Origin of the sequence: Nonomuraea salmonea (assembly GCF_042428605.1) — a bacterium.
GTDB lineage: Bacteria > Actinomycetota > Actinomycetes > Streptosporangiales > Streptosporangiaceae > Nonomuraea > Nonomuraea salmonea.
On the sequence record NZ_JBHMCF010000040.1, the window covers coordinates 464,408 to 483,313 of the forward strand.

Consider the following 18,906-nt stretch of genomic DNA (forward strand, 5'->3'; position numbering starts at 1 on the left):
ATGCTGGCGTGGTGCGTGTGCTCTACCTCGTCGTCTGCGCCGCCGGTGCCGCCGCTGACGTCAGCCGGTTGGTCACCCTGGCGCAGGACGACGGGTGGGTGGTGCAGGTCGTGGCGACGCCGTCGGCGCTCGACTTCATCGACGTTCCCGCACTCGAACGGCAGACCGGCAGGCCCGTGCGCAGCCGCTACCGCAAGCCCCATGAGCCGAAGCCGCCCAGGGCCGACGCGTTCGTGGTGGCGCCGGCGACGTACAACACGATCAACAAGTTCGCCCAGGGGATCGCCGACACGTACGCGCTGGGCGTGCTGGCCGAGGCGCCCGGGCTGGGCATCCCCGTGGTCGTGCTGCCGTTCGTGAACGAGGCGCTGTCGGCGCGCACCGCGTACCGGCGCAGCCTGCGCGACCTGCGGGCCGACGGCGTGCGGGTCGTCCTCGACCAGGACGGCGGCGACCCGTGGCGGCGGGCGCTGGGCGAGCTGCGTGCGGCGACCGCGGGCTCTCTGGAGGGATGAGGATGGGGCTGACCGAGCGGGTGGACGCGGCGCTGGACGCCGGGCGGGCCCCGGGAATGCACGGGCTCGTCGTGCTGCGCGACGGGCAGGTCGTGCTCGAACGCTACGGCGCCGGCCCCGACCACCGGCTGGATGAGCCGCTCGGGCACGTCGTCTTCGACCGCGACACCCTGCACGACCTGCGCTCGGTGTCCAAGAGCGTGGTCGGGCTGGTGTACGGCATCGCGCTGCGCGAAGGGCTGGTGCCCGAGGTGGGGGCGCCGTTGCTCGCGTCGTTCCCCGAGTGCTCGCCCGCCGGGCGCGAGCACCTGACGATCGAGCACGCCCTGACCATGACGCTCGGCCTCGAATGGAACGAGGACGCCCCCTACACCAGCGCGGCCAACAGTGAGATCGCCATGGAGCTGGCCCCCGACCGGCACCGGTACGTGCTGGAGCGGCCCGTCGTCGAGGAGGCGGGCAAGCGGTGGCACTACTGCGGCGGGGCCAGCGCGCTCATCGGCGAGATCATCACGAGGGGAGCGGGGCGGCCGCTCGCCGAGTACGCCGCCGACCGGCTCTTCGGCCCGCTCGGCATCACCCGGTACGAGTGGTCCAGGGGCGACGACGGCGTCACCAGGGCCGCGTCCGGGCTGCGGCTGCGTCCGGTGGACCTGGCCGCGATCGGGCAGCTCGTGCTCGACGGCGGCCGCGACATCGTGCCCCGCTCCTGGATCGAGGAGACCCTGCGCCCCCGGGTCGTCCTCGACGCCGGCACCCGCTACGGCTACCAGTGGTACCTCCACGACGGCCGGGCCCAGGCCATCGGCAACGGCGGCCAGCGCCTCCTCATCGCCCCGGACGACCGGTTGGTGGTGGCGGTGACGGCCGGCGAGTACGACCGGGAGCAATCGAGCGCCGAAGCGGCCCTGGACGCCGTCCTCGGCCGCTGACGCCCCGCAGCGGCAGACGGGGGCCGCCGCGCGCCGCGCCGCGGCTCAGAGGGGGAGGGCCGCGGTGGCGGTGCGGAAGGAGGCCACCGCTGCCTTGATCGCCGGGTGGGCGCTGTTGCCGCGCCTGAAGGCCGCCAGAGTGCGGCGGCTCAGGTCGAGGCGGGTGAGGGTCACGCCGTTCGGCGGGGTGGTGGCGGCCAGGTGGGGGACGAGGGCGACGCCCTGGCCGGCGGCGGCGAAGGCCAGGACGGTGTCGAAGTCGTCGATGTGGTGGCGGACGCGCGGCTCGAAACCGGCCGCCTGGCAGGCCCTGATCGCCATCGTGTGGCAGAGCGTGCCGGGCTTGCCGGTGATCCAGGCGTCGGCGCGGGCGGCGGCGATCGAAGGCCGGTCGGTCAGGTACATCGGCTCGCTGAACAGCGGCTCCGTCTCGATGGACGCGTCGGTGACGGGCGGCACGAAGTCGTACTCGTGGACGAGCGCCACGTCCAGCTCACCGGCCCGCAGCGCGGCGGAGACGTCCGCCGGGTCGATCTCCGAGACCATCGGCTCCAGCCGGGGATGCGCGCCGGCCAGCTCGGCGAGGGCGGGCGGTAGCAGCACGCGGGCGGCGGTCGGGAACGCGCCGATCCGCAGCGCCCCCGCGGGGCCGCCCTTCACGGCGGCGAGCGCGGCCGAGGCGCGTTCGAGCTGCTCCAGGACCGCGTCGGCGTGCTCGACGAGCAGCCGCCCGGCCGGGGTCAGCGTCACCGTACGGCCGGTGCGCTCCAGCAGGGGCACGCCCGCCTCCCGCTCCAGCGCGCCGAGGTGCTGCGAGACGGCGGACGGGGTGAACGTGACCGCCTCGGCCACGGCGGTGATGGTGCCGCGGCGGGCGAGTTCGCGGAGCAGGCGGAGCTTACGCGGGTCGAGCATAAGTTCAGCTTAAGCTCGAAGTCAGAAATCCGTGCTGGACCTAACGGGTCGGCGGGCGGCAGGCTCGGAGCATGCTGACAGGAATCCACGTACCGCTGATCACTCCCTTCGACGCCGCCGGCGCGGTGGCCGTGGACGCCGTCGAGAAGCTCGGCAGGCACATGCTGGACGAGGGCGCGTCCGGGCTGGTCGCGCTGGGCACCACCGGCGAGGTGGCGGCGCTCACCCCGGAGGAGCGGGCGCGGGTCATCGAGGCGTGCGCGCGGGTCTGCGAGGAGCGGCAGGCGCCGCTGACCGTGGGGGTCACCGGCAACGACACGCGGACGACGGCGGCGGCCCTGCGCGAGCTGCCCGCCGGGGTGAGCGCGGCGCTGGTCACCGTGCCGTACTTCCTGCGGCCCGGCGAGCGCGGCGTCGTCGCGCACTTCGAGGCGCTGGCCGAGGAGTCGCCGGTGCCGCTGGTGATCTACCACATCCCCTACCGCACCGGGCAGGCCGTCGGTGCCGCCACGCTGCGGCGGCTCGCCGCGCACCCGAGGATCGCCGGGGTCAAGTACGCGACGGGCGGCGTCGATCAGGACGCCATCGACCTGGTGGGCGACGTGCCCGAGGGCTTCGCGGTGCTGGGCGGCGACGACGCGGTCATCTCGCCGCTGCTGGCGCTGGGCGCGGCGGGCGGCATCCTGGCCTCCGCACACCTGGAGACCAGGAGCTTCGCCGACCTGGCCGACGCCTGGCGCGCCGGGGACGCCGGGGACGTCGCGCGCGCCCGCGACCTCGGGCGGCGGCTGGCCCGGCTGTCGGCGGCGCTGTTCGCCGAACCCAACCCGACCGTCATCAAGGGCGTGCTGCACGCGCAGGGGCTGATCCCGACGCCGGACGTCCGCCTGCCGCTGCTGCCCGCCGCCGAGGAGACGGTGTCCCGCGCACTGGCCGCGCTAAGGGCTTGACCATGAAGGGGGTATCGGGCTAAGTTCTCCCCCCAATGGGAACTCTGTGATCTTCGCCCCCGGGGCGCACGCGCGTCGAGCCTGAGCTCCGCCCGTGCCGCCCCGCATCGGTCATCTTCCGTACCGATCAAAGGGGAACGCGCTTTATGCGTACCGCTGCCCAAGCCCAACTGACTTTTCACGACATCACCAAGCGTTACGACACCCGGCTCGTCCTCGACCGGGTCTCCTTCACCGTCAGCCCCGGCGAACGGATCGGGGTCATCGGGGACAACGGAGCGGGCAAGTCCACGCTGCTCAAGCTCATGGCGGGCGCCGAACGGCCGGACAACGGCGACCTGACCGTCGTCGCGCCGGGCGGCGTCGGGTACCTGCCGCAGTCTCTGGAGCTGCCGCCGGACGCGACCGTGGCCGACGCGATCGACCGTACGCTCGCCGACCTCCGCTCACTGGAGGCCAGGATCAGCGAGGCCGGGCACGCGCTGGCCGCCGGCGGTTCCGCCATGGACGCCTATGCCCGGCTGGTCGCGGAGTTCGAGGCGCGCGGCGGGTACGAGGCCGACGCGCGGGTGGACGCCGCGCTGCACGGGCTCGGGCTGCCGGGGCTCGACCGGTCCCGGCCGGTGGCCACGCTGTCCGGGGGCGAGCGCTCCCGGCTGGCGCTGGCCGCCACGCTGGCCGCCGAACCCGAGCTGCTCCTGCTGGACGAGCCCACCAACGACCTGGACGACCGGGCCGTGGCCTGGCTCGAACAGCGCCTTCGCGCCCACCGGGGCACGGTCGTGGCGATCACCCACGACCGGATGTTCCTGGAGCGGGTGACCTCCACCGTGCTGGAGGTCGGCGAGGGACGGGTGCGCCGCTACGGCGACGGGTACGACGGCTACCTCGCCGCCAAGGCCGCCGAGCGGGCGGCGCGGCTGCGGGCGTACGAGGAGTGGCGCCAGGAGCTGGCCCGCCACTCCGCGCTGGTCGCCGCCAATGCCGGCCGGCTGGCCGCGGTGCCGCGCAAGCTGACCCTGGCGAGCATGGGCACCGGCGCGTGGCGCGCCCGCTCCCGCGCGCACGGCGCCGCGGGCCGCATCCGTCAGGCGCAGCAGCGAGTGCAGCGCCTGACCGCCAACCCGCTGACCCCGCCCCCCGACCCCCTACGCTTCACCACCGTCCCCTCGGCCACCGCCGTGTCCGCGACCGGCGAGCCGGTGGCGGTGGTGGTGCTCGATGGGGTGGAGGTGGCAGGGCGGCTGCGGCTGGACGCCCTCACCGTACGGGCCGGCGAGCGGCTGCTCGTCACCGGGCCGAACGGGGCGGGCAAGAGCACGCTCATGCGCGTCCTGGCCGGGGAGCTGCGGCCGGACGCCGGGACGGTCGTGCGCACGGGCCGGGCCGGCCTCCTGCGCCAGGACGAGGCGGCCGGGCCGCCGGAGCGCACCCTGCTCGCCGCCTACGCGCACGGGCGGCCGGGGTCGCTGGACGAGCACGCGGACGCGCTGCTGGCCCTGGGGCTGTTCCGGCCCGCGGACCTGCGGCTGCGCCTGGGCGAGCTGTCGTACGGGCAGCGCCGCAGGGTCGAGCTGGCCCGCCTGGTCAGCGACCCCGTTGACCTGCTGCTGCTCGACGAGCCGACCAACCACCTGTCGCCGGACCTCGTCGAGCAGCTCGAAGCGGCGCTGGCCTCCTACGAGGGCGCGCTGATGATCGTCACCCACGACCGCCGCCTACGCGCCACCTTCACCGGCTCCCACCTGGAGCTCCGCAACGGCGCCCCAGCCTGACCCACGACCGCCCCGCTGCCCCGCCACTCGCCCGCCCGGCCGCGGACCGGCCGCCGGGCGGCGGCCGGGCGGCGGGCTGGGGCGGCGCCTGCCTGAGGCCCGGCCGGCTTCGGGCCGGCGGGCGGGCGGTCAGGTGCAGGGCAGCCGGGTGGGGTCAGTGGTCTGATGCTCTGATGGCGGTGCCTACCTCGCCCACTCGGTCGGCCAGCAGGCCGAGGGCGCCCACCGCGCGGGTCATCGGGTCGTCCTCGGCGCCGCCCAGTGCCTTGTCCCTCAGGTAGGCGGCCTTCACCGCGGCCCATCGTTCCGCCTGGGCGGGGGACAGGCGGTTGCGGAGTTCGGCCAGTTTGAGGAGGTTGGCCTCGGCGTCGGTGGTCAGCGTTTGGGCCTCGCCCAGGTAGTGGTCGTCGATCAGGGCCTCCAGCTCGGCGTCGTTCATCGCGGGCACGATGCGCTCGGCCAGCTTGTTCATGTTCCGGTACGACCCCTGCAGCCGGTACGGCGGCTCCGTGCGAGCCGCGTCCGACTGCCCGGCCGAGGCGATGTAGGCCCGGTTGTTGGCCAGCACCACCTCCTGGACGCGCACCAGCTTGGCGAGCACGCCCAGGATCCGCTCCAGCTCGGGCTTGGTGTACGGGTGCGTGAGCTGGTCCGGCCGGACGGCGGTGTCGCCCTTGGCCAGGCGTACGAGCAGCTCGACGTCGGAGCGGTCGCGGCCGGAGAGGGACGCGAGCACCGGGTTGGAGGTGAGGGCGTTGTCGATGTAACTCAGCGCGAACAGCTCCTCGCGTCCGGCCAGCACGTCGCCCAGGTTCCACACGTCGGCCCGGTTGGCGAGCATGTCGGGGATGCGGAAGCGCTGCCCCGACTCGGTGTACGGGTTGCCCGCCATGCACACCGCGAACCGCTTGCCGCGCAGGTCGTAGGTGCGGGTGCGGCCGTTCCAGACGCCCTCCATGCGGCGCTGGGCGTCGCACAGCGAGATGAACTTCTGCAGCAGCTCGGGCGAGGTGTGCTGGATGTCGTCCAGGTAGAGCAGGGTGTTGTTGCCGCTCTCCAGCGCGAACGAGATCTTCTCGACTTCCTGCCTGGCCGTGGCGTCGGGCGCGTCGGCGGGGTCGAGCGAGGTCACCGCGTGGCCCAGGGCGGGGCCGTTTACCTTGACGAGGACCAGGCCGAGGCGGCTGGCCACGTACTCCATGAGGGTGGTCTTGCCGTAGCCGGGCGGCGAGATGAGCAGCAGCAGGCCGTTCTGGTCGGTGCGTTTGCCCGCGCCCGCCGCCCCGAGCTGCTTGGCGAGGTTGTCGCCGATGAGCGGCAGGTAGACCTCGTCCAGCAGCCGGTTGCGGACGAAGGCGCTCATGACCTTCGGCTTGTACTCCTCGAGGCGCAGGCGGCGGCGCTCGGCCTCGACCAGCTCGCTCCGGCGGCGCTGGTAGGCGCGGAAGGCCGGCACCCGCTCGGCCGCGAACCGCCTGATGCGCGGCAGGATCTCGTCCAGCCGCAGCTCCAGCGCGCGGTCCCGGATGCGGGGATGGCTGCCGAGCAGCCCGTGCACGGTCTCGGCGGTGGCGGCGCTGGAGTCGTGGCGGGGCAGGTCGCACAGCAGCACGGCGACCGCCTCGGGCAGCTCGGGACCCTGGCGGTAGGCGGTGAGCCAGGCGCGGGCGAGCTGGAGGCGTTCGGGGAGGGGGAGCGCTTTGAGGTCGTCCTCGAACTCGCGGTTCTTGGCCGGGCCGAGCTCGTGCCTGAACCCGTCGAGCAGGTCGCGCGCCGCCTTCCCGGTCACGAAACCGGCCGGCGTCCCGCCCAGCTCCTCCACTAGGTACTCGCCGGCGAGCCCCGCGACCCCACCCTGATCAGGGGATCCTGAGGTCTCGGAGGAGAAGCGGGCGATGGCCGTGCCCAGTTCCTCGGCCAGCTCGGTCACGGCGGGTGCGGAGCCGAAGAGCTCACGCGCGCGCACCAGCGACACGGCCCGGGTGGCCAATGTTTTACGTGAAACCTCGTCGGTCCCGAAGGCCCAGAAGAGCTGCGCCGCCGCCCGTACCTCCGCCGGATAGCGCAGCAGCCCGGCCCCCTCGCGCAGCCGGACGAGCGTGTCGAGGATGAGCGTGGCGTCGTGGTCGTGGACGCCGCGCTCGTACCCCTCGTCGTAGCGCGACTCGGCGGCCTGCCTGACCAGGTCGGCGAGCGGCGCGCCGGCCGTGACGCCGTCGAGCAGGGAGACGGCGAGGTACTCCGCGCGGTACACCTCCGGCGTCTCCGAGACCAGCGACTGCTCCCAGAACGGCCGGGTGTCGGCGAACGACTCGGGCACGGGCGCCCGGTAGTCGGTGCCGGTGATGGCGAAGAACATCGAGCCGTCGTGGGGCACCAGCGTCAGGTCGATCGGCTGGGTGTTGACCGCGAAGCGGTGGTGGCCGAGGCGCAGCGTCTCGCCGCCGTCGTCGTACAGGTCGAGGCGGTCGCGCAGGGCCCGTCCCGCCTCCTGCTGCACCGACTTGACCCGGCCTTCGAGCTCCTCCGCTCGTACGGCGTCGCCCAGCTCCCGCAGCTCGCCGGCCGCCGAGCGGACCCGCGCCACCATCGGGTCGGTGGCGAAGTAGGTGTTGACCTCGTCGAGCGACCCGAGCGTGCCGAGCCGCCTGGTGACGCCGGCCAGCACCCGTTCCGCGGAGGCGAAGACGCGGTCGGCGCGCCTGGCAAGCTCGTCGAGCTGGGTCTGCTTGCGGGCGGAGAACGCCTCGTAGACGTCGTCGCGCTTGGTGGCGAGCTGCGCCGCGAAGTCGTCGAACTCGCCGAAGCGCGACTCCAGGGTCTCGATCTGCAGCATCAGCCGGCCGAGCTGCTCGTCACACCGCGCGGGCGTGTCGGCCATCGCGAGCGCGCCGGTGACGGCCTGCCCGAGCAGCGCGAACTCGGCGGCGAACGCGGCCCTGCCCTCCGCGCCGAGCAGCTCGCGGCGGCGGCCGTCGAGCACGGCCCGCGCCCGGTTCACGCCGCCGAGCACCTCGGCGATGCGGCCCAGGATGGAGGTGCGGACGGTCGCGTCGGCGATGTCCAGCGACCCGACGACCTCGGTGACGACTTCGAGCCCTTCTGCCTGCTCGGCGAGCCGGTCGGCGACGGGCGCGGCCTCGGCGGCGGTGCCGATGGCGGCGGCGTCGGCGGCCAGGCGTTCGACGGCGGCGTGGTAGGCGGTGAAGGCGTCCTCGCCGGACAGGAACGCGACGGCCCGCTGCCCGGTGCCGGCCACCGCCTCGGTGACGGCGGCGGACAGCTCGTCGAGCGCGGCGAGGTCGATGTAGCGGGTCTCGCGCAGCGTCACCAGGTGGCCCTGGGCGCGGCGCAGCGTGGCCAGCAGCGTCACCCACGCGTCGGCGGTGTCCGGGTCGTCGGCCTGGGCGCGGCGGACGAGCTGGGTGGTCTCCTCGGTGGCCGACTCCAGCGTGCGCGCGGCCTGGCGGGTGAGCTGCTCGACGTTCTCGTACTCGTCGAGCACCTGCTCGGCGGTGGCGCGGACGTCGGTGAGCGGCCCGAGCAGGCCGTGCTCGCCGAGCCAGTGGTAGGAGTCGAAGGCGCGCGTGCAGGCCCCGATCAGCCCCTCGAACGTGCCGGCGGACGGCGCCATCTCCTCGACCATCCGCGCCACCGACAGGCAGTCGGAGATGCCGCGGACCAGCTCGGCGTTGCCGATGCGCTCCAGCGGCCCGGTGCCGACGGGCTGGGTGGCGGCGTAGGTGTCGGACACGTACGGCGTCTGCCACACCTGCATCGGGTGCACCCGGGTGGGCTCGTCGGAGGTGGCGCGGAAGACCACCATCGTGCCGTCGTCGAACAGCGAGTACCCGTGGCAGACGATCGGGGTGGCCACCTCCTTCCTGATCACGTTGTACGGCAGCAGCAGCGAGCGCCCGTCGCCCCTGGCGTGGAAGACGTACAGGACGTCCTCGCCGTTGGGGGAGCGCACCATCCGCTCGAACTCCAGGTCCGTCACGTCGGTGTCGAACGTCTTGCTGACGCCGGTGGCGAGGTAGTAGCCGCCGGGGAAGATGAGCCCCTGGTCCTCGGGCAGCCGCTGGCACGCCTGCCCGATGCCGTCGAGCCGCTCGACGCCCTTGGTGCGGGTGTTGAAGACGAGGTGGCGCCAGTCGGGCTCCTTGTACGGCCGGATCCGCATGAGGATGAGCGGCCCGACGCGGGCGTACTCGACGTCGGCGTCCCCGAGGCTCTGCAGCGGCTCGGCCACGGGCTCGGAGTAGATGCCGGCCCCTGTCTCGGTGTTGTCCTCGACCTTGATGGTGAGGTCGCCGCCGACGGTCTCGACGAACACCTCGCCGTCGATGGAGATGTGCGGGTGGCGGCCGAGCACGTGGTCGTCGCGGGTGGTGGCGGTCCACTCGAAGTCGTGGGACGGGGGGAACTCGTGGTCGCGCTCACCCCTGTTATCCAGATATTTCGAGACTCCGGCGGTGCTGACCGTCCAGCGCAGCACCCGCGTGTCCCCAGGACCGGTCCTGAAGACCGCGAGCAGCTTGCCCTCGACCCGCCTGAGCTGCTGCAGCCGGGTCTCCTTGTAGTAGCGGTAGAGCTCGGCGAAGTCCTTCCTGAACGCCGGGTCGTCCAGCGCGGCCAGCCGGTCGGCGTCGAACCTGAAGGCGTCGCCGTCCCTGGAGAAGCGGTGCACGGCGAACACGTCGGCCACCGTCGTCTCCGGCTTGAGCCCGATGAAGACGTTGTAGCCGAACAACATCACGTCGCCCAGGGAGACGATGTCCCTGGGGACGCAGTTGTGCTCCGTACGGATGCGCTCGGTGCCGAGCAGGCGCAGCTCGGCCCCGCCGAAGACCTTCAGCCGCGCGTCGTTGAGCCTGGCCGCCGCCTCCGCGAGCGCCTTGGCCTGAGCCTGGAGGCGGTTCCTGAGGACCTCGTACGTCCCCGCCTCCAGACTCGCTTCGAGCGTGCTCACTTCGCGCCGGCCAGCGCCGCCACCGGCGAGTCCGCGACACCCAGCCTGCGGGCGGTCTCCAGCAGCTCACCGAGGGCCGACGACTGCGGGCCGCCGTCCTGGATGAGCTTCATGAGCAGGGCGGAGACGGTGACGTTCCTGAGGTCCTCGGTGCTGACGCCGCCGACCACGCGCGCGAGGTCGGACGCCAGGCTCGCGCTGCCGTTCACGTACGGCGACACGACCGCCTCGGCGACCTGCGAGTGGCCCACGAACCCGTCCACGACCTTGCCCGCGGTGATCGAGCCGACCACCTTGTCGAAGAACATGGTGTCGCCGCCGACGATGTCGATGTTGGCCTTGGCCAGACCGGCCGCGAGCACGCTGGCCTGCGACTCGGCGACCTGCCTGTTGACGTCGATGTGCTTGAGCCTGATCTCCTTGTCGGCCTCCAGGCGCAGGCGGTACTCCTCGTGCGCCCTGCTGGCCTCGTCCAGCGCGGCCATCGCGGCGGCCTTCTCGGTCAGACCCTCGGCCTCGGCCTTGAGCTTCTCGCCCACCGCCGCGGCGCCGGCCAGCGCCATGGCCTGCTCGCCTTCGGCGCGGGCCTTGAGCCGCTCGCCCTCGACCAGGGCCATCGCCTTGGCGCCGTCGGCCTCGGCGGCCAGCCGCTCCTTCAGCGCCAGAGCCTCGGCGCGGCCCACCTTCTCGATGGCCTCGGCGTCGCGCTCCTTGATCTGCACCTCCGCGAGGCCGGCCGCGGCGGTCTCGGCCTGGATGCCCTCGGCCAGCCGGATCTTGGCGCGCGCGTCCAGGTCGGCGGCCTGCTGCCTGGCCTCGGCCAGCACGAGCTCCTCGCGGGCCCTGAACTTGGACGCGGCCTCGGCCGCCTCGGCCGCCTTGATGTCCTTGACCAGGTTCTCCTGGGCCTCGGCCTCGGCGGCGATGATGACCTGCTGGCGGGTGCGCTCGGCCTCCTCGACCACGCGCAGCCGCTTGATCGACTCCTCCTGCTCGGCGACGGTCTTGTCCACCGCGATGCGCTCGCGGATGACCTCGGCGATCGACCGCTTCTCGGTCTCGACCTCCTTGTCCTTCGCGATGCGCGACAGCTCGGTCTCCCGCTCGCGGGCGATGACCTCCAGCAGGCGGTCCTTCTCGATGCGCTCGGCCTCGATGGCGATCACGCGCTCGCGGTTCTTCTCGGCGACGGCGACCTCGCGGGCCCTGTTCTCGTTCGCGACGCCGAGCTGCTCGTCGGTCTTGAGGTTCGCGGCGTGGGCGCGCAGCCGCTCCTCGGCCTGGACGCGGGCGATCTCGGCCTCTTCGCGGGCCTTGACGGTCTCGATCTCGCGGCGCTGCTTCAGCTCGGCGTCGGCCTGGCGGCGCTCCAGCTCCAGGATGGCCTCGCGGGCGTCCACGTTCTGGCGGGTGATCTCCTTCTCCTCGTTGCGCTGGTACTCGTTGGTCCGCACGTGCTCGATCGCCGTCAGCTCGGTGATCTTGCGGATGCCCTGCGCGTCGAGGATGTTGCTCTTGTCGAGCTGGTTCAGCGCGGTCTGCTCCAGGTAGTCGATGGCCGCGTCCTCAAGGCTGTAGCCGTTGAGGTCGGTGCCGATCAGCCGGACGATCTCGTCGCGGAACTCGTCGCGCTTGGTGTAGAGGTCGACGAAGTCGAGGTGCTTGCCCGCCGTCTTCAACGCCTCGGAGAACTTCGCGTTGAACAGCTCCTGCAGGGTCGTCTCGTCGCTGGCCCTGGCGGTGCCGATGGCCTGGGCGACCTTGATGACGTCCTCGGCGGTCTTGTTCACGCGGACGAAGAAAGTGATCTTGATATCGGCTCTGATGTTGTCGCGGCAGATCAGGCCCTCGCGGCCGGTGCGTTCAATCTCGATCGTCTTCACCGAGATGTCCATGATCTCGGCTTTGTGGACGACCGGAAGGACCACCGCGCCGGTGAACGTCACGTCGACCTTGTTGACCTTCGACACGATGAGTGCCTTGCCCTGTTCGACCTTGCGGAAAAGGCGGCCGATCACGAGCAGCAGGCCGATCACGATGACGAGGACGACGGCGAGGAATACGCCGAAGCCGGTGGAGATGACGTCCATCAGTGCTCACTTTCGTACGGCATGACCAAGAAGAATTCGCCGTCTTTGTCGTAGTCGAAGATGAGGGCGGCGTCGCCGCGCTTCAGGCGGTCGGCGCCGGTCGTACGCACCTGCACGATCGCGGACGAGCCGTCGGCGGAGGTGACCTCGGCCTGGCCGAAGTCGGGGGTCGCGGTGCCGGTGCGGATCACGCACGGCTGGCTCACGAACTCGTCGCGCGAGCGGGTCTCCCCTTGGGGGAAGAGTGCGCGCAGCGGTCTCAGCAGGGCACGGACGGCGAGCCAGGCCGCCGCCGACGCGGCGAGCGGCACGACGATCAGCAGGCCGCCGCTCGTCAGCACGGCGCCGATGAGGCACAGCAGCCAGGCCAGCGCGACGAGCAACGACAGCGCGACGCCGGCGGGAACTCCCCCGAACCCCAGCCAGGCGGCGTCGTCCTCGATCTCGAACAGACCGGTGATCACGGCCAGCCAATAGGCGACGACCACCCCGAGCAGGAAGGTGAAAATGACAGTCGGAAAACCTAACGCGATGCTGAAGAAGTCGGTCATGCCGCCCCGGTGTTGCCCCGTCCCCGTGTGTGTCCAATAGGACTATATCTAGATAAAGCACAAGTAAAGGAAAAAGTTCCCGAGTCGATATGGTGTTGACCTCAAGCCAAGTTGAGGTAGCAGGCTTGATCGCATGAGCGATCTGATGAGAGCGGCCGCCTTCACGGAAACGGGCGGACCGGAAGTGCTGAAGATGATGGAGCTGCCCGCTCCCCAGGCGGGGCCCGGCCAGGTGCGAGTCCGGGTGCGGGCGGCGGGCGTGCAGCCGTTCGACACGGCCATCCGGGCGGGCTGGATGCCCGGCTACCTCGATGACATCCCCTTCCCGCGCATTCCAGGCAACGAGTTCGCCGGCGTGATCGACCAGGTCGGGCCGGACGTGACCGGGTTCTCGGCGGGCGACGAGGTGCTCGGGTTCAACGTGCTCAACTGCTGCGCCGAGTACGTCGTGGTGCCGGCCGCCAACGTGACGCCCAAGCCGGCCGGGGTGCCGTGGGAGGTGGCGGGGAGCCTCACCGCCGGGGTGCAGACGGCCGAGCTGGCGCTCGACAACCTCGGGCTGGCCGCCGGCGAGACACTGCTCGTGCACGCGGCGGCGGGCGGCGTGGGCACGGCGGCGGTGCAGATCGCCAGGCGGCGCGGGGCCACCGTGATCGGCACCGCCCGCGAGGCCAACCACGACTACCTGCGTGAGCTGGGGGCCATCCCCGTCACCTACGGCGAGGGACTGGCCGACCGGGTCCGCGCGCTCGCGCCCGGCGGGGTGGACGCCGCCCTCGACGGGGCCGGCGGGCACGCGCTTGAGGTCTCGCTCGACCTGGTCGCCGACCGGCGGCGCATCGTCACCATGGTCGAGCACGACAAGGCCGGCGCGCTCGGGGTGCGGCTGGTGCAGGGGGAGCGGTCGGCCGAGCGGCTCGGACGGTACGCGCGGCTGTACGCGGAAGGCTCCTTCTCCTGGCGGGTGCGGCGGACGTACCGGCTGGAGGAGGCGGCGGAGGCGCACCGCGACGTCGAGGGCCGCCACGGCGCCGGCAAGGTCGTCATCACCCCCTGACGCCCCCACCCCGTCATGGGGCGGGCCGCCCGGGCGGCCGGCAGGCGTTCGGGGTGGGTGGAGTGTCTCTGGTCGCTCGGCCGGTCACCAGCGCGTGTGCACGGCCTCGGCGATCGTGAGCTGGACGTCGTCCAGTTCGCGATCGCCTTCGCGGACCAGCCAGAGGCAGTTCTGCAGCACCCGGCCGAGCGTCCAGCCGGCCGCCCTCCGCCGGTCGGCGCGGAGTGCTTCGGTCATGAGGTCGAGGCGGCGCAGCGTCTCCCTGCGTACGTCGCCGGTCGCCACCGCCTCGTCCCAGCGGTTCCACAGGGCGGGCAGCAGCTCGAACCCTGGATCGCCGGCCAGCGGCTTCGGGTCGATGACCAGCCACGGCTCCCGATCGGCGGCCAGCACGTTGGCGTAGTGCAGGTCCCAGTGCAGCAGCCGGTCACGATGCCCGCCCGCCAGCTCGGGAACCAGCTCGGCGACGGCATCGGCGCACCGCCGCAACCAGGCGCGGTCCCGCTCGCGCGGCAACGCGGCGACGGCCGCGTCCACCTCGTCCAGCATGCGCCACGCGATGTCCTCCAGCCGCCGCCACCCGGACGCCGGCGCGGGATGGGAGGAGAGGCGGCCCAGGAGGGCGGTGAGGGTCTCCAGGGCCGCGGTGACGTCGGGGACGTCCTCCAGGGAGCGGCGGGCGTGCAGGCGTTCGAGGAGCAGAGTGCCGGTCCCGGGGTCGGCGGCGAGGAGGCGTACGGCGCCGTCGCCCGCCCACGTACGCAGCGCCAGGGCCTCGCCGGCGGTCTCCTCCGTGACGGGCTGGAGCTTGAGCGCCGCCCGCGTCCCGTCGGCCCGCACCACGGGCAGCACGAGCGCCACGATGCCGTGGCTCGGCTCGCCGTCAGGCCGCAGCTCCCACTCGTCGAGGAAGCGCTCGGCCAGCCCGGGCAGCGCGGCCACCCAGGCGGGCCCCGCGTCGTCCGCGTGACGCAGGTGCGAGGCGGTCAGCGCGGCGGGCACCGTGATCCGCATGGCTCCGGATCAGTAGTGCCAGGGGTAGGGCGACCAGTCGGGCTCGCGCTTCTCCAGGAACGCGTCGCGGCCCTCGGCCGCCTCGTCCGTCATGTACGCCAGCCGCGTCGCCTCGCCCGCGAACAGCTGCTGGCCCACCAGCCCGTCGTCCACGGCGTTGAAGGCGTACTTGAGCATGCGCTGCGCGGTCGGCGACTTGCCGTTGACCTTGCGGGCCCACTCCAGCGCGGTCGCCTCCAGCTCCGCGTGCGGCACCACGGCGTTGACCATGCCCATGCGGTGGGCGTCGGCCGCGCTGTAGGTCTCGCCGAGGAAGAAGATCTCGCGGGCGAACTTCTGCCCGACCTGCCGGGCGAGGTACGCCGAGCCGTAGCCGCCGTCGAAGCTGGCGACGTCGGAATCGGTTTGCTTGAAGCGGGCGTGCTCGGCGCTGGCGAGCGTGAGGTCGGCGACGACGTGCAGGCTGTGCCCGCCGCCCGCGGCCCACCCTGGCACGACGCAGATGACGACCTTCGGCATGAACCGGATGAGCCGCTGCACCTCGAGGATGTGCAGGCGGCCGGTGGAGGGGGTGCCGTCGGCGTACTGGTAGCCGTCCTTGCCCCTGATGCGCTGGTCGCCGCCGGAGCAGAAGGCCCAGCCGCCGTCCTTAGGCGAGGGGCCGTTGCCGGTCAGCAGCACGCAGCCGACGTCGGTGGTCTGCCGGGCGTGGTCGAGCGCGCGGTAGAGCTCGTCCACGGTCTGGGGCCTGAAGGCGTTGCGCACCTCGGGCCGGTTGAACGCGACGCGCACGGTGCCGTGGTCGACGGCCCGGTGGTAGGTGATGTCGGTGAAGTCGAAGCCCTCGACGGGCTGCCACGCCTTGGGATCGAACAACTCGGAGACCATGGCCGAGAGCCTAACCGATCTGGTTTTCCGCCCATTCGCCCCACTGGCGCCGGCTCTCGGCGAGGCGGCGGCCGTAGATCAGCCTGGGACCACCCGCGCTTCCTCCGGCTCGACACCGTGCTCACCCCGGCCTGGGCGGTGGCCTTCACCGTCGCCGCCATCGCCCTGACCGTGGTGCTGCACGCCTCCCTTCACGCGACGGCGACGGTGGTCGCCATCAAAGTGCTCTCGTTCGTGGTGCCCGCCGCCTTCACCGCGTGGTATCCCGGCCACGTGCGGCGGGTGTCGGCTAGGTGACCTCGGCGCGCAGCTCCGCGAGCAGCTCCCCCTGGTCGGCCAGCATGTCGGTGAGGATGCGTCGGGCGGCGCCCAGCAGGTCGGCGAGCTCGGGCGTGGCCAGCGTGTAGACCACGGTGCTGCCCTCGCGGATCGCACTCACGATGCCGGCCCTGCGCAGGACGGCGAGCTGCTGGGAGAGGCTCGAGGCCTCGATGTCGATCTGGGCCAGCAGGTCCCTGACGGGCAGTGGCCCTTCCTGGAGTAGCTCCAACACTCGGATGCGAGCGGGGTGGCCGAGCGTTCGGAAGAAGTCGGCCTTGGCCTGGTAGACCTCCACGTGCATAGCTTCAGAGTAATCTAGTTCAGTTGCATAATTCTTCAAGTCGCTATGTTGTTGGATAGCATGACAGCGGGGACTAGGGAGAAGCCATGGGCCGAGGAAGAGCCAAGGCGAAGCAGACGAAGGTCGCTCGCCAGCTGAAGTACGCCAACCACAACATCGACTACGACCGGCTGCGCGAGGAGCTGGGCGCCGACACGCGACGCGAGGAGATGTACCCGCCTACGCCGTCGGAGCAGGAGTCCGAACGCGGGCGTTGACCAGGGGCCCGCTGCGCGGATCGCCGGAGCCCTGGGCTCCGGCGACCCCCATGACGCCGCGTCCACCGGTCAGGTGGCGCAGGTGTCGTGCGTGGCGTCGAAACCCTTGAGCGCCTCGGTGTCGCCCGCCCGCAGCGGCTTGAGCCCCTGCCAGTCGTCGCCGATGACCAGCACCAACCGGCTCGTACGCGCCGCCGCCAGCTCCTTCGGCCGGCTCTTGAGCACGTCCTTGGACAGGGTGGGCACCCGGGTCTCTCCGTTGGGCCCGTAGAAGACGGTGGTCTGCTTCTGCGGCTTGCGGGCGGTGTCGCCGATCTTGGCGATGTGATAGCCGCGCTGTTCGAGGGCGGCGGCCACCTCGGTCGCCAGCCCCGTACGCCAGGTGCCGTTGCGCAGCTCGACCTGGATCTTCGAGCGGGCCACCTTCTCCTGGCCGCCCTTGACGCCTTCGACGCTCTCGTCCTTGGCGACGATCTGGAACAACTTGCGCGCCTGCGGCTGCACCCACTCCACGCGGCCCGGCTGGGTGAGCGAGTAGTGCCACGGGGTGGTGATGAAGCGGATCTTGCCGACGTCGATGCCCTGGAGGCTGGTGGCGAGGTCCTTCATGACGCCGAGGGTCAGGCCGCGGTCGGTGGTGACGGCCTGGGTGGCCGCGTCGAGGATGGCGAGCAGCCTGGCGGGGTCGGTGAGCGTCTCGCCGCTCAGCACCTTCTTCACCATCGAGGCGATGAACATCTGCTGGCGCTGGATGCGCCCGATGTCGGAGCCGTCGCCGAGGCTGTAGCGGGCGCGTACGTAGCCGAGCGCCTGCTCGCCGTTGAGGCTCTGCCGCCCGGCGGGCAGGTGCAGCAGCGCCTTCTTGTCGTCGACCGGCTCGGGCAGGCACACCTCGACGCCGCCGACGGCGTTGACGATGCCCTTGAAGCCGGTGAAGTCGACCTTCACGAAGTGGTCGATGTGGATGCCGGTGAGCGACTCGATCGTCTTCCAGGTGCAGCCGATGCCGCCGGAGTTGAACGACTCGTTGATCATGCCGAGGTGGGCCTGCTGGCCGGGGAAGGCGCCGGTGGCCCGGCAGGCGGGCAGCTGGACGAGCGAGTCACGCGGGAAGCTGATCACCATCGCGTTGTCGCGCTGCGACGACACGTGGACCAGCATGATCGTGTCGGTGCGCTCGCCGGCGACCCGGCCGTACTTGGCGTTCTTGCCGTTGCGCTGGTCGGAGCCGACGACCAGGAGGTTCATCGCGGTGCCTGCCACCTTGGGCGGGCGGGTGGCGCCGAGGTCGTCGGCCGTGAGGTCGGTGTGTTTGACGTTGCCGGTCAGCCGGGCGAAGACGCCCACCGCCACCCCGACGACGAGGAGCACGACGACCACGCTGATCGTGATGACCCAGCGCAACCAGTGGCGGCGCCGCCGCGGAGTGCGGTGACCGGACGGTGGCACCTCGACAAGCCCGCTGCTCACGTGACTTCCCCCTAGACCGGGGCCGAGGGTAGCCGCCCGTGGCCAAGAGCCTCGCCGTACAGATCTCGGCCGGTGAACAGTGCCAGAGTGTACTCAGTCAGGCACGCTCATGCGCAGGGATACGCTGCCTCGCAGGTCGAGCCAGGCGGTGCCGGGGCCGCGCACCAGCCTGAGCACCACCTCGTCGCAGCCGGGGCAGCGGGCGACCAGGCCGGGCTCCGGCCCGTACACGCGCAGTGACGCCACCGGCCCGGTGAGGCCGCAGCTCGCGCAGCGGCCGGTCGCGGAGACCACGTCCACCGCGAAGATCTCGCCGAGCGGGCCGGCCAGCGCGTTGCCGTCGAGGTGTTCCGCCGTCATCAGATACCTCCGTGGAAACCCCCGCCTTCAGGCGGGGAAGGATTCGGACCCCTGCGGGGCAGGACAGGGGCAGCCGGTTCGCCGTCAGGTGAACCGGTGTATCGAACACAGGAGCGAGCTTTGGTTGATCGTTCGGTAGCATGTGGGGCGTGGCGCAGATCGTGAAGCGGGCCTACAAGTACCGCTTCTATCCGACCCCTGAGCAGGCCGGCGAGCTTGCCAGGACGTTCGGCTGCGTCCGTCTCGTTTACAACAAGGCACTCGAGGAGCGCACCCGCGCCTACCGGCTGGAAGGCCGCCGTGTCTCCTATGTGGAGTCCTCCGCGCGCCTGACGGAGTGGAAGCGCAGCGGAGACTATGACTTCCTGTCGGAGGTGTCGTCGGTCCCTCTTCAGCAGGCGCTGCGGCATCTTCAGGCGGCGTTCGCGAACTTCTTCGCCAGGCGCGCCAACTACCCCACATTCAAGTCCCGCAAGAAGTCCCGGGCGTCGGCGGAGTACACCCGCTCGGCGTTCCGCTGGCGTGAGGGCCGGTTGTG

At 71.9% G+C, this 18,906-nt stretch carries 17 protein-coding genes; 8 read left to right on the forward strand and 9 right to left on the reverse strand.

All coding sequences use genetic code 11. The features are described 5' to 3' along the window. Positions 1-8 precede the first annotated feature (8 nt). A complete protein-coding gene (locus tag ACFFR3_RS37310) occupies positions 9-515 on the forward strand; it encodes a flavoprotein (protein WP_345392935.1) in 507 nt (168 codons plus the stop codon). A 2-nt stretch (positions 516-517) separates the two neighbouring features. After that, positions 518-1,447 carry a serine hydrolase domain-containing protein gene (locus ACFFR3_RS37315; RefSeq protein WP_364368899.1) on the forward strand — a complete coding sequence of 310 codons (930 nt, stop codon included), beginning with the start codon at positions 518-520 and terminating at the stop codon, positions 1,445-1,447. A 45-nt stretch (positions 1,448-1,492) separates the two neighbouring features. Here ACFFR3_RS37315 and ACFFR3_RS37320 read toward each other — a convergent pair whose 3' ends face one another. Further along, entirely contained in the window at positions 1,493-2,362 is an 870-nt protein-coding gene (locus ACFFR3_RS37320; protein ID WP_345392929.1) for a LysR family transcriptional regulator, read from the reverse strand. Between the two features lie 71 nt (positions 2,363-2,433). Between ACFFR3_RS37320 and dapA the strand changes: the two genes are divergently transcribed. Both dapA and ACFFR3_RS37330 read left to right on the forward strand, forming a co-directional pair. After that, positions 2,434-3,312: a 4-hydroxy-tetrahydrodipicolinate synthase gene (dapA, locus tag ACFFR3_RS37325; protein WP_364368902.1), complete on the forward strand. Its 879-nt coding sequence runs from the start codon at positions 2,434-2,436 to the stop codon at positions 3,310-3,312. 146 nt (positions 3,313-3,458) lie between these two features. After that, entirely contained in the window at positions 3,459-5,087 is a 1,629-nt protein-coding gene (locus ACFFR3_RS37330; RefSeq protein ID WP_379484651.1) for a TlrC/CarA/OleB/SrmB family ABC-F type ribosomal protection protein, read from the forward strand. A 154-nt stretch (positions 5,088-5,241) separates the two neighbouring features. Here ACFFR3_RS37330 and ACFFR3_RS37335 read toward each other — a convergent pair whose 3' ends face one another. Genes ACFFR3_RS37335 through ACFFR3_RS37345 form a run of 3 tightly spaced genes read right to left on the reverse strand, consistent with a single transcriptional unit; the run spans position 5,242 to position 12,700 of the window. Next, positions 5,242-10,059, reverse strand: a complete 4,818-nt coding sequence (locus tag ACFFR3_RS37335; protein WP_345392920.1) for a DNA repair ATPase — start codon at positions 10,057-10,059, stop codon at positions 5,242-5,244. Next, positions 10,056-12,149 carry a flotillin family protein gene (locus ACFFR3_RS37340; protein ID WP_379484652.1) on the reverse strand — a complete coding sequence of 698 codons (2,094 nt, stop codon included), beginning with the start codon at positions 12,147-12,149 and terminating at the stop codon, positions 10,056-10,058. Before ACFFR3_RS37340 ends, ACFFR3_RS37335 begins: the two co-directional genes overlap by 4 nt. Then, a complete protein-coding gene (locus ACFFR3_RS37345; RefSeq protein WP_379484653.1) occupies positions 12,149-12,700 on the reverse strand; it encodes a hypothetical protein in 552 nt (183 codons plus the stop codon). Before ACFFR3_RS37345 ends, ACFFR3_RS37340 begins: the two co-directional genes overlap by 1 nt. A 133-nt stretch (positions 12,701-12,833) precedes the next feature. Between ACFFR3_RS37345 and ACFFR3_RS37350 the strand changes: the two genes are divergently transcribed. Further along, positions 12,834-13,757 (forward strand): NADP-dependent oxidoreductase, encoded by a 924-nt coding sequence (locus tag ACFFR3_RS37350; RefSeq protein ID WP_379484654.1) that lies wholly within the window; start codon positions 12,834-12,836, stop codon positions 13,755-13,757. 84 nt (positions 13,758-13,841) lie between these two features. On the opposite strand, the gene ACFFR3_RS37355 is transcribed toward ACFFR3_RS37350, so the two are convergent. Together ACFFR3_RS37355 and ACFFR3_RS37360 are read right to left on the reverse strand one after the other, a co-directional pair. Then, positions 13,842-14,771 carry an aminoglycoside phosphotransferase family protein gene (locus ACFFR3_RS37355; protein WP_345392908.1) on the reverse strand — a complete coding sequence of 310 codons (930 nt, stop codon included), beginning with the start codon at positions 14,769-14,771 and terminating at the stop codon, positions 13,842-13,844. Positions 14,772-14,780: 9 nt separating this feature from the next. Continuing rightward, on the reverse strand, positions 14,781-15,659 hold the full coding sequence (locus tag ACFFR3_RS37360; RefSeq protein WP_345392905.1) for a 1,4-dihydroxy-2-naphthoyl-CoA synthase: 879 nt from the start codon (positions 15,657-15,659) through the stop codon (positions 14,781-14,783). A 117-nt stretch (positions 15,660-15,776) separates the two neighbouring features. On the opposite strand from ACFFR3_RS37360, the gene ACFFR3_RS37365 reads away from it, so the two are divergent. Next, positions 15,777-15,956, forward strand: coding sequence for a hypothetical protein (locus tag ACFFR3_RS37365; RefSeq protein WP_345392902.1), 180 nt, complete (start codon positions 15,777-15,779; stop codon positions 15,954-15,956). Here ACFFR3_RS37365 and ACFFR3_RS37370 read toward each other — a convergent pair. Next, positions 15,949-16,281 (reverse strand): ArsR/SmtB family transcription factor, encoded by a 333-nt coding sequence (locus ACFFR3_RS37370; protein WP_043615149.1) that lies wholly within the window; start codon positions 16,279-16,281, stop codon positions 15,949-15,951. The genes ACFFR3_RS37365 and ACFFR3_RS37370 overlap by 8 nt on opposite strands. Positions 16,282-16,367: 86 nt before the next feature. Here ACFFR3_RS37370 and ACFFR3_RS37375 point away from each other — a divergent pair, with 86 nt between their 5' ends. Further along, positions 16,368-16,538, forward strand: coding sequence for a DUF3073 domain-containing protein (locus ACFFR3_RS37375; protein WP_345392899.1), 171 nt, complete (start codon positions 16,368-16,370; stop codon positions 16,536-16,538). A gap of 69 nt (positions 16,539-16,607) precedes the next feature. On the opposite strand, the gene ACFFR3_RS37380 is transcribed toward ACFFR3_RS37375, so the two are convergent. Together ACFFR3_RS37380 and ACFFR3_RS37385 are read right to left on the reverse strand one after the other, a co-directional pair. Beyond that, complete coding sequence (locus ACFFR3_RS37380; protein WP_345392896.1) at positions 16,608-18,008, reverse strand: LCP family protein; 1,401 nt, start codon at positions 18,006-18,008, stop codon at positions 16,608-16,610. 93 nt (positions 18,009-18,101) lie between these two features. Next, positions 18,102-18,368, reverse strand: coding sequence for a DUF6510 family protein (locus tag ACFFR3_RS37385; RefSeq protein WP_345392893.1), 267 nt, complete (start codon positions 18,366-18,368; stop codon positions 18,102-18,104). A gap of 149 nt (positions 18,369-18,517) precedes the next feature. Here ACFFR3_RS37385 and ACFFR3_RS37390 point away from each other — a divergent pair. Then, a partial coding sequence (locus ACFFR3_RS37390; protein ID WP_379484655.1) for an RNA-guided endonuclease InsQ/TnpB family protein occupies positions 18,518-18,906 on the forward strand: 389 nt, incomplete at its 3' end.

Bases quoted from the DNA above. Each gene is read 5' to 3' on its own strand.
- ACFFR3_RS37315 (WP_364368899.1), top strand. From the start codon at position 518: ATGGGGCTGACCGAGCGGGTGGACGCGGCGCTGGACGCCGGGCGGGCC.
- ACFFR3_RS37320 (WP_345392929.1), bottom strand. From the start codon at position 2,362: ATGCTCGACCCGCGTAAGCTCCGCCTGCTCCGCGAACTCGCCCGCCGC.
- dapA (WP_364368902.1), top strand. From the start codon at position 2,434: ATGCTGACAGGAATCCACGTACCGCTGATCACTCCCTTCGACGCCGCC.
- ACFFR3_RS37330 (WP_379484651.1), top strand. From the start codon at position 3,459: ATGCGTACCGCTGCCCAAGCCCAACTGACTTTTCACGACATCACCAAG.
- ACFFR3_RS37340 (WP_379484652.1), bottom strand. From the start codon at position 12,149: ATGGACGTCATCTCCACCGGCTTCGGCGTATTCCTCGCCGTCGTCCTC.
- ACFFR3_RS37345 (WP_379484653.1), bottom strand. From the start codon at position 12,700: ATGACCGACTTCTTCAGCATCGCGTTAGGTTTTCCGACTGTCATTTTC.
- ACFFR3_RS37350 (WP_379484654.1), top strand. From the start codon at position 12,834: ATGAGCGATCTGATGAGAGCGGCCGCCTTCACGGAAACGGGCGGACCG.
- ACFFR3_RS37355 (WP_345392908.1), bottom strand. From the start codon at position 14,771: ATGCGGATCACGGTGCCCGCCGCGCTGACCGCCTCGCACCTGCGTCAC.
- ACFFR3_RS37360 (WP_345392905.1), bottom strand. From the start codon at position 15,659: ATGGTCTCCGAGTTGTTCGATCCCAAGGCGTGGCAGCCCGTCGAGGGC.
- ACFFR3_RS37370 (WP_043615149.1), bottom strand. From the start codon at position 16,281: ATGCACGTGGAGGTCTACCAGGCCAAGGCCGACTTCTTCCGAACGCTC.
- ACFFR3_RS37375 (WP_345392899.1), top strand. From the start codon at position 16,368: ATGGGCCGAGGAAGAGCCAAGGCGAAGCAGACGAAGGTCGCTCGCCAG.
- ACFFR3_RS37385 (WP_345392893.1), bottom strand. From the start codon at position 18,368: ATGACGGCGGAACACCTCGACGGCAACGCGCTGGCCGGCCCGCTCGGC.